8 protein-coding genes, 1 pseudogene and 1 riboswitch are annotated in these 9314 nt (G+C 74.5%); of the genes and pseudogenes, 3 read left to right on the top strand and 6 right to left on the bottom strand.

Annotated features, from left to right (window positions below):
- Positions 1-108: riboswitch (cobalamin riboswitch) on the top strand. This riboswitch is flagged as partial in the annotation.
- A 35-nt stretch (positions 109-143) separates the two neighbouring features.
- The 3 genes and pseudogenes from VR44_RS23970 (at position 144) to VR44_RS23960 (ending at position 2996) form a co-directional block, all read left to right on the top strand.
- Positions 144-1133: an ABC transporter substrate-binding protein gene (locus VR44_RS23970; protein WP_045949649.1), complete on the top strand. Its 990-nt coding sequence runs from the start codon at positions 144-146 to the stop codon at positions 1131-1133.
- Positions 1130-2181: pseudogene (locus tag VR44_RS23965) on the top strand (FecCD family ABC transporter permease). The gene VR44_RS23970 and the pseudogene VR44_RS23965 overlap by 4 nt, the downstream one beginning before the upstream one ends.
- Positions 2178-2996 (top strand): ABC transporter ATP-binding protein, encoded by an 819-nt coding sequence (locus VR44_RS23960; RefSeq protein WP_045949648.1) that lies wholly within the window; start codon positions 2178-2180, stop codon positions 2994-2996. The pseudogene VR44_RS23965 and the gene VR44_RS23960 overlap by 4 nt, the downstream one beginning before the upstream one ends.
- A gap of 93 nt (positions 2997-3089) precedes the next feature.
- Here VR44_RS23960 and VR44_RS23955 read toward each other — a convergent pair whose 3' ends face one another.
- The 6 genes from VR44_RS23955 to VR44_RS23935 form a co-directional block, all read right to left on the bottom strand.
- A complete protein-coding gene (locus tag VR44_RS23955) occupies positions 3090-3470 on the bottom strand; it encodes a VOC family protein (protein ID WP_045949647.1) in 381 nt (126 codons plus the stop codon).
- A gap of 135 nt (positions 3471-3605) precedes the next feature.
- A complete protein-coding gene (locus VR44_RS48885) occupies positions 3606-4493 on the bottom strand; it encodes a N,N-dimethylformamidase beta subunit family domain-containing protein (protein WP_342669383.1) in 888 nt (295 codons plus the stop codon).
- The gene (locus tag VR44_RS48880) at positions 4490-5224 is read right to left on the bottom strand and encodes a N,N-dimethylformamidase beta subunit family domain-containing protein (RefSeq protein WP_342669382.1); all 735 of its coding nucleotides are present in this window, start codon (positions 5222-5224) and stop codon (positions 4490-4492) included. Before VR44_RS48880 ends, VR44_RS48885 begins: the two co-directional genes overlap by 4 nt.
- A 78-nt stretch (positions 5225-5302) precedes the next feature.
- Positions 5303-7696 carry a polysaccharide lyase 8 family protein gene (locus tag VR44_RS23945; protein ID WP_045949646.1) on the bottom strand — a complete coding sequence of 798 codons (2394 nt, stop codon included), beginning with the start codon at positions 7694-7696 and terminating at the stop codon, positions 5303-5305.
- 65 nt (positions 7697-7761) lie between these two features.
- Positions 7762-8601 carry a sugar phosphate isomerase/epimerase family protein gene (locus VR44_RS23940; RefSeq protein ID WP_425424529.1) on the bottom strand — a complete coding sequence of 280 codons (840 nt, stop codon included), beginning with the start codon at positions 8599-8601 and terminating at the stop codon, positions 7762-7764.
- Positions 8598-9314 (bottom strand): DUF993 family protein (locus VR44_RS23935; protein ID WP_045949645.1); only part of this gene is annotated, 717 nt, incomplete at its 5' end. The genes VR44_RS23940 and VR44_RS23935, both read right to left, overlap by 4 nt.

Below are 9314 nucleotides of genomic sequence, written 5' to 3'. Positions count from 1 at the left end.
GTGCAGGACAGGAAACCGGTGCGAATCCGGTGCGGTCCCGCCACTGTGACCGGGACCCCGCCCACGGGGTCCCGGGAGTCAGACACTGACGCACCGCCTCTTCACTTCGACCGGGGACGAGGATCCCCCGGAGAGGCCTCACCATGCCGCGTTTCCGCGCTGCCCCGCGCCCGCTCGTCGCCCTCGCGCTGCTGCTGTCCCTGACCGCCTGCGGCGGTCCGTCCGGGGAGCAACGGCCCGCCTCCGGTGCGCAGTCCGCGCCCGGGTTCCCGTACATCGTCACCAACTGCGGTGTCAGCAGCACCTATCAGGCCCCGCCCCGGCGGGCCGTCACCCTGAACCAGCACACCACCGAGATCATGCTGGCCCTCGGCCTCCAGGACCGGATGGCCGGCACGGCCTATCTCGACGACTCCGTGCTCCCCGCCTACCGCGGCGCCTACGAGGGCATCGAGGTGCTGGCGAAGGAGTACCCGTCGAAGGAGGTACTCCTCGCGGCCGACCCGGACTTCGTGTACGGCGGTTACTCCAGCGCCTTCGACAAGGGCCAGGGACGCGACCGCGAGGCACTGGCCAAGGCCGGGATCGGCTCCCGGCTCAGCATCGAGTACTGCACGGCCGGCCGCGTCGGGCTCGACCAGCTCAAGACCGAGATCACCGAGGTCGCCCGCACCTTCGGCGTGCCCGGGCGCGGCGCGGCCCTCATCGCGGACGAGCAGCGCCGCATCGACGCCGTCACCGCGAGGGTCAAGGACGAGGCCCGCCCGTCCGTCTTCGTCTACGACTCGGGCGAGGCCTCCGCCTTCACCTCCGGTGGCAACGGCATCGGCAACGAGATCGTCTCCCTGGCCGGGGGGACGAACGTCTTCGCCGACCTCCAGGACACCTTCGGCGACGTGTCGTGGGAGAAGGTCATCGAGCGCAAGCCCGAGGTCGTCCTCATCTACGACTACGGCGGCACCGCCGTGGAGACCAAGAAGCAGCGCCTGTTGAACGATCCGGCGCTGGCGGAGGTTCCCGCGGTGAAGAACCGCCGGTTCGCCGTGCTCCCGCTGTCCTCGGCGGTCCTCGGCGTGCGCGTCGCCGACGCGGTGGAGTCCCTGGGCCGCCAGCTGCACCCCGGCGCCTCATGACCGTGCGCCGCCGTACCGCGGCCGTCCTGCTGCTCCTCGCGGCCGTGCTGGCCGGCGCGATGGTGGCGGGGCTGGCCCTGGGACCCGTACGCATCGCACCCGGCCGGGTGATCGACGTCCTGCTGGCCGGCCCGGGGGCGCGGGGCGGAGCCTTCGCCGCCATCGTGTGGGACGTACGGATGCCGCGCGTGCTGCTCGCCGCGGTGGTCGGCGCGGGGCTCGCGGTCGCGGGAGCCGTGCTCCAGGCCCTCGTCCGCAACGCGCTCGCCGACCCGTTCCTGCTGGGCGCCTCCTCGGGCGCGTCGGCGGGGGCGGTGCTGGTCATCGTGCTGGGGGTGGGGGCGGGGACCGCCGTCGGACTGCCGCTGGCCGCCTTCGCCGGTTCCCTCGCCGCTCGTCGCCGTCTACGCCCTGGCCCGGCGCGGCGGCACGATGACCACCGGGCGGCTGATCCTGGCCGGGGTGGCCGTGCAGTACGTCCTGTCCGCGCTGACCAGTCTGGTCCTCGTGCTGTCCGCACAGCCCGACCAACTGCGCTCCGTGCTGTTCTGGAGCCTCGGCGGCCTGGGCGGCGCCCGCTGGGAGGGGCGGCCGGGGCGGCGCCCGCTGGGAGGAACTCGGCCCGCCGGCCGCCGCGCTGCTCGTCGGCACGGGCCTGCTCGTCGCCCTCGCGCGCCCGCTCGACCTGCTGCTCGCGGGGGAGGAGGGGGCGCGCACCCTCGGCCTGGACACCGGCCGGTTCCGGGCCGCCGTGTTCGTCCTCGCCTCCCTCGTCATCGGGGTGCTCGTGGCCTGCAGCGGGGCGATCGGCTTCGTCGGGCTGATGGTTCCGCACGCCGCCCGCATGGTGGCCGGCGCGGGACACCGGGCGCTGCTGCCCCTCTGCGCGCTGGCCGGGGCTGTCTTCCTGTCCCTGGCCGATCTGGTCGCCCGGACGGCGGCCGCGCCCGAGGAGATCCCCGTCGGCGTGGTCACCGCGCTGGTGGGCGGGCCGTTCTTCCTGTGGATGCTGCGCAGGTCCACCCGGAGCGAGGGGGTGACCGGATGACGGGGCGTCCGGTGGAACTCGTCGTCGAGGGCCTGCGTTACGAGGTGGACGGGAGGACACTGCTGGACGGGATCGGCCTCACCGCCCGGCCCGGCGAGACGGTCGGCGTGGTCGGCCCGAACGGCAGCGGCAAGACGACACTGCTGCGCTGCGTCTACGGCACCTTGCGGCCCGCCGCCGGACGGGTGCTGATCGACGGGGCCGACGCCTCGGCGCTGGGCGTCAAGGAGCGCGCCCGGCGGGTGGCGGTGGTCCCGCAGGACGCGGCCGGCACCTTCGGGCTGACGGTCCGCGAGGTCGTGTCCATGGGGCGCAGCCCGCACAAGCGGTTCTGGGAGCAGGACGGCCCGGACGACCGGCTGCGCGTCGCGCGGGCGCTGGAGACCGTCGGGGTGTCCGCCCTCGCCGGGCGCCGCTTCGACGGTCTCTCGGGCGGCGAGCGGCAGCGCGCCCTCGTCGCCCGCGCCCTCGTCCAGGAACCCGGGCTGCTGGCCCTCGACGAGCCCACGAACCACCTCGACATCCGCTACCAGCTGGAGGTCCTCGGGCTGGTCCGGCGGCTGCCCGTGACGGGCCTGCTCGTCCTGCACGACCTCAACCTGGCCGCGTCCTTCTGCGACCGGCTGTACGTGCTGTCGGGCGGCCGGGTCGTGGCGCGGGGGCGGCCGGAGCAGGTGCTCACGGAGGAACTGCTGGCGGAGGTCTACGGGGTCTCCGCCCGGGTCGCCGTCCATCCGGAGACGGGCGCTCCGAACATCGTGTACCTCCCGGAGCGGTCCGCCGGGGTCACTCCTGCGGCCGGGCCGGCCGCCTGAGCAGCGGAATCGCGCCGGCGCAGGGCCGGCGGGGCGGGTGAGGACGAGCGGAGGGCCCGCCGCGCGGTGCGCGGCGGGCCCTGGGGGTGCTCGTCAGCCGCCGTAGGGGCGGGTGATGATCTCCATGGCGTGTCCGACGGGGTCCAGGAAGTAGACCCCGCGTCCGCCGTCGTTGTGGTTGATCTCGCCCGGGTGCTTGCGGTGCGGATCGGCGAAGTACTCGACACCGCCCGCCCGGATCTTCTCGAAGGCGGAGTCGAACTCCTCCTCCGAGACGAGGAACGCGTAGTGCTGCGGGGTGATGGACTCGGCGGGGATGGTCGCGAAGTCCAAGGTCACCCCGTTGCCGGTCTCCACCGGGACGAACGGGCCCCACTCCGGGCCGACTTCGAGACCGAGGATGTGCGCCAGGAATTCGGCGGACTCCCGGTTGTCACGGGAGTGGACGATCGTGTGGTTCAGCTGGACGGACATGTGTGAATGCCTCCACAAGGCATCTCACGGCACCTCCATGCCTCACCCGGTCGGTGACCGGCACGCGATGCCGTCACCTTGATCCTAAGCACCCCGCCCGCGCCCGGTCCACCGAATTCCGGCCGTCGGCGTGCCTCACGAACCCCCGTACACCGACGCGACGTTGTCCCGCGCGGGTTGCGTCTTCCCGGCCGGGCCCGCGGCGAAGACGCGCAGCAGGTTCTCCGTCACCCGGGTGGTCAGCGCACCGGCGCGGGAGTCCAGGCCGTGGTTCGCGCCGCTGCGGCCGTCCCCGGTCGCGTCGAGGGCCTCGACCCAGCGCATCGTGCCGGTGGCGAAGACCCCCGCCCCGCTCGGCACGGTGTAGTAGGCCGTGTCCTGATGGCTCGGCCGGCCCTCGCACACCACCGGGGAGTGGGCCAGTATCTCGATCGGCCGAGGAGTCGGGAAACCCGTGTCGACCTTGTCGTACTCCACGCCGACCAGGTGCGCGAAACCGTCCCCGGCCTTCACCCCCGTCCCCTCGAACAGCCAGTGGCCCGGGTTCGTTACCACGTACGGGGCGTCCACCGGATAGCCGTCGTAGATCACCCCGAGCAGCGAGCTCTCCGGGTCGGCCCCCGGCGCCGCCCGGAAGTCGACGGTCGCGGGCTGCCCGCGCCTGAAGCCGGGGTCCTGGTCGTAGGAGGACTTGTAGCAGACCACCGTACGGTCCGGTCCCAGCTCGGAGGGCTCCAGCCGGATGCGGCGGAAGCAGCAGTTCGCGCCCAGCACGGCGATGTTGCTGCCCGCGTCCCGGGCCGCGGTGAAATGCGCCCGCTGCTCCGGCGACCAGTACTCGTCGTGGCCGAGCGAGAGCACCGCCGCCGCCCCTTCCAGCAGGCGCCGTTCGCGGGCCACATCGGTGGTCGTGGCGTACGCGAGGGGTATCCCGAGCCGCTCGGCGAGCGCGATCAGCGGAGCCTCGTAGACCAGGAACAGCCCCGCCCCGTCGTCGTACTCGTAGGGCCGGTCGAAGGTCACGGACAGCGAACGCGAGGCGTAGCCGCCGCTCGGGCCGTCGTAGCTGCCGTAGCCGCGTAGCCGCCCCAGCGGTTGTAGGCCTGCCAGGTCGCCACCGCGTTGACGATCACCGTACGGCCCGCCGTGGCCGCCGAGCGGACGGTCACCGGCACGAACCGCTGCCCCTCGCCGCCCTGTGCGTCGAGCCGCAGCAGATAGCAGCCCTCTGGCCAGCCCTTGGTGTCCACGGCGGCGGTGCGCGCCCACCGGGTGCGGACCATCCGGGTGCCGGCCTCCACCGTGTGCTCGGGCTGGCGGACGCCGGGCAGCGCCTCGGAACGCCACACCAGCCGGGCCCGGGCCCCGCCGTACCAGCCCATCCGGTAGGCCGAGACCGTGAACCGCGGGGCGGTGGTGGACACGTGCAGCCCGAACGGCTCCCCGGGCAGCACGCTCACCTTGTCCGCGAACCCCTCGATGGCGCGGGCCGGTCCGGCCTTGGTCACGCGCCAGTCGGCGTTGCCGGGCCGGGCGTTCTCCGCCTTCACGTCGAAACCGGCCGGGACGGGCTCCGGCGCCGCCTCCTTGCCCGCACCCTTCCCCCGCAGGGCGGCCCCGCTCGCGCCGCCCCCGCCGCTCGCGCAGCCGCCGACCGAACCGAGTCCGGCGGCGGTGGCCGCGCCCGTCGCGATGGCGAGGAACCGCCGCCTGCCCGCGCCCTCGGCGCCCCCGGGTATGTGCTCCTGATCCATGCGGGGCACGTTATGACACCCCCGGCCGCCCCGCACCACCGCGCACCCACCCGCCCCGACCCGGCTGCCGCCCCGCTCTCACCGCAGCCGCACCACCACCTGATGGCTCACCCCCGCCGTGGCTCCGAGGTCCCCGAAGGTGAGCCGTAGCCGGGCCCCCGTGGCGGCTGACACCAGGCCCGGGGGTCCGGACAGCACCGCCGCCACGGGCCGGTCCCACACCAGGTCCAGTTCCCGCGCCTCCCGGCCCGGGTCGGCGACGCACACCCGCGCGGTGCCGTCGGCCCTCTCCCGCACCGTCACCGAACACGGGGCGCTCGACCCCAGCGGTCCGGCCACCGCGGGCCGCCAGAAGTTGACCCCGGTGAAACCGAGCGGGCCGACGGCCACTCCCTGGACCGCCGAGCTGTTGGCGAGCACCACGGGCCACCCGGGCGTCGCCGCCCGCGTCGCCGTCCGGGCCGCCGAGGCCCCCGGGAGCAGCTGGTAGACGTACCCCGCGTCCACCGGGTCCGTGCCGTGGTCGTACCAGAGGGTGAGGTAGCGCCGGGTGACCGGAGCGGTGGACCCGCCCCGGTTCACCTCGCGCCACCGGCCGGTGCGCGCCTGCCGCAAGGCCCTGAAGGTGCCGGGGCCGTGCAGGACGTACCCGCCGAAGCCCGCCAGATGCGCCCATCCGGGGGACGGGAACACCGCCGACCAGCCCAGGTCCGACGGCTGTACGCGCCCGCCGACCGTCAGCGCGTGCCTCCCGGCCGCACCGAGGTTGCGGTTGTCGACCACCGACTCCACCGGCACGCCGTCCGAGGCGCGGATCCCCGCGCCCAGGCAGACCACCCCGTCGGAGAGGAAGAACCACGACTTGCGGGCCTCCAGGCTGCTCCCCAGACCGCGCAGGTGCTGACCCACCGAGGCGAACTCCCCGTCGGTCGACCCGCCCGCCCACGCCGTGTCCGGCCGCGCCTCGCCCCAGGAACCGCCCGCCCCGTCCGCCAGCGTCTTCCGCGCCACGGTGGTGCCCGGCAGCCGGTAGGGGTCCACCGTGGGCCAGAACGCGTCCGAGTACTGGTCGTTTCCGTACCAGGACCCCCACCAGCAGAGCATTCCGCTGCCGGTGTGCCAGCCCCGCAGGTTCTCGCCGTTGCCCGTCTCGTAGTGGGCGATGCGCCGGGAGGCCATGGACAGTGAGGCCGCCCAGCCCGGTCTCCGGTGGGTCGCCCGGTCCATCGAGGGGAACAGCCGGTGCCCCACCGGCTCGGGCAGCGGCGCCGCCGACGGATCGGCTCCGAGCGCGGCCAGCCGGGCCAGGGCGGCGATGCCCAGTGTCCGGTCGGCGAGGGGCGGGCTGTGGTGCGCCCGTGCCGCCCATCCCTTCACCAGACCGCGCCAACGGGCCCGCTCGGCGGGGCCCGCCGCTTCGGCCAGCAGCAGGATCGCGGCCAGCACCGCATGGCCGCGGCTGTGGTCGTCCTGCTGGACCGGCGGCTCGCCCGAGGCGGCGAGCCCCCGGCTGACCGCCCGCCCGGACACCACGTCCATGACCAGGCCGTTGAACAGGAAGGGCGCCCAGCCCCGCTCCACCGAGTCGAAGACGAGCTGCCGGCCGGGATCGGTGATCTGCCACGGTGTCCCCTTCAGCAGTGCGAACAGCAGCCCCAGCCCCTCCAGGAACACCGCGCCGTACGTCCCGCTGTACGCCACCGCGAGGTGCTGGACGAACGACCCGTCCTGGTAGAGACCGTCCCCGGCGGTGACGTAGGGGAAGACCGGCCCGAGCGCGTCCCGGGCCAGGGCGACCTTCGCGGAATCGGAGCCCACGGCCCCGCGCAGCGCCAGCACCCGGCACAGGTCGACCCGGTTGGCCCCCGTACTCGTCCCGCCGTACACGGCCACGGCCGAGTCCGGGACGAAATGGTCCACCGCCGCGCAGAGGCCGGCGCGGAGGCCTTCCGGCAGCTCCCCGTACAGCAGGACGCAGACGTCCAGCAGCGCCTGCGGCGCACCGATCTGCCAGCACCACCAGTTGCCGTACGGCACCAGGCCCGCGTGGTACACCTGCGCGTGCAACCCCTCCACGCCGGCCAGGACGGCTGTCAGCAGCGCCGCGTCCCCGGTGAGCCCCGTGCCCGGACGCACGTAGGCCTCCGCCATGGTCCGCAGCCGACGGCAGCTGCCCGCCATCGGCTCGGGATCCGAGGCGAACCGCAGGTCCGGCCAGAGCGCGCCCGGCGCCGGAGCCATCGCCGCCGCCCATCGGGCGGCCTCCTCCCCGAGCCCGGCGAGCCGCGAGCGGAACGGCTCCGCGCCCTCGGAGAACCCGCCGCCCAGCACCAGGCCGCGCCAGACCTCACGCATCGTCCCGTGGACGTCGCCGCCGCCCCGCGCGCCCGCCCGCCCGGCCGGCGCGCCCGCCCGTAGTGCCCCGCCGCCCGCGGCGGAGAGGAAGGCGCGCCGGCTCCACACCCCTGTCATCGCATGCTCCTCGGTTTGGTCCGCACATGTCCCGCGGGCCGGCCGTGCCGGTCCCGCGGCCCTGCTCACTCGACGTGCTCGCGGTAGCGGGCGATCACCTCCCGCAGCACCTCCGTGCCGTCCCGGGCCCACAGCCCCGGATGGAAGATCTCCACCTCCACCGGCCCCCGGTACCCGGCCCGGTCGGCCAGCTGCCGGAAGGCGCGCAGATCCACACACCCGTCACCGAGCTGCCCACGGCCCAGCAGGACGCCCTCGGGGAGCGGAGTCACCCAGTCCGCCACCTGGACGGACACGATCCGCCCGCCCGCACCGGCCCGGCCCAGATCGGCGGCCAGCCGCTCGTCCCACCACAGGTGGTAGGAGTCGGCGACCACCCCGACCTGCTCCGCCGGGAACTGCTCGGCGATGTCCAGGGCCTGTCCCAGGGTGGAGACCACGCAGCGGTCCGCCGCGAACATCGGATGCAGCGGTTCGATCCCCAGCCGCACCCCGTGCCCGGTCGCCCACGGAACCAGGTCGCCCAGGAAGCCGGCGATCCGCCGTCGGGCCTCCGCCAGGTCCCGCTCGCCCTCCGGCAGTCCGCCCGACACCAGGACCAGGACGTCCGCGCCCAGTTCGGCCGCCTCCTCGACGGCCCGGCGGTTCTCCTCCAGCGCCGCCGCCCGCCCCGCCGGATCGGAGGCGGTGAAGAACCCGCCCCGGCACAGGGAACTGACCCGCAGTCCGGCCGAGGCGACCAGCCGTGCCGTCTCTCGCACCCCGAACCCGCGCACCGGCTCCCGCCACAGCCCCACCGCCGCCACCCCGGCCGCACAGCACCCGGCCACCAGCTCGGGCAGCGACCACTGCCGGACCGTCTCCTGGTTCAGGCTGAACCGGGCCGGGGCCGCCACCCCGCTCACGCTCCCACCCCCTGCTCCGCCAGGAGCCTGCGCATCCGTCCCCCGGCACGCTCAGGATCGGGGAACAGGCCCAGTTGGTCCGCCAGTTCGTACGCCCGCGCCAGATGGGGGAGCGAACGGGCCGACTCCAGCCCGGCCAGCATCGTGAAGTGCTCCTGATACCCCGCCAGCCACGCCAGCAGCACCACCCCCGTCTTGTAGAACGGGGTCGGCGGGGCGAACAGGTGCCGGGCCAGCTCGACCGTCGGATCCAGCAGTGCCCGGAACCCACCGGGATCCTCCCGGTCGAGGGCGAGCGCCGCCCGTGCGGCGATGGGGGCGATCGGGTCGAAGATCCCCAGGAGCGCGTCGCTGGCCAGCTCCCCGTCCCCGGCGATCAGCTCCGGATAGTGGTGGTCGTCGCCGGTGTAGCACCGCACGCCCGCCGGGAGCCGGCGTCTGAGGTCCTTCTCCCGCTCCGCGTCCAGCAGTGAGACCTTGACGCCGTCCACCTTCCGGGGATGCTCGGCGACGATCTTCACGAGCAGGTCCGCCGCCTCGTCGAGGCCGTCGTGACCCCAGTACCCCGCGAGCTGAGGGTCGAAGACCGGGCCCAGCCAGTGCAGCACCACCGGCCGGGAGCTCTGCCGAAGCAGCGTTCCGTACACCTCCAGGTAGTCCTCGGGACCACGGGCCGCCGCGGCCAGGGCCCGGGAGGCCATCAGCACGGCGCC

Origin of the sequence: Streptomyces katrae, assembly GCF_000966975.1 — a bacterium.
Taxonomy (GTDB): Bacteria; Actinomycetota; Actinomycetes; order Streptomycetales; family Streptomycetaceae; genus Streptomyces; species Streptomyces katrae.
This window is presented reverse-complemented; position numbering and strand designations above follow the sequence as displayed.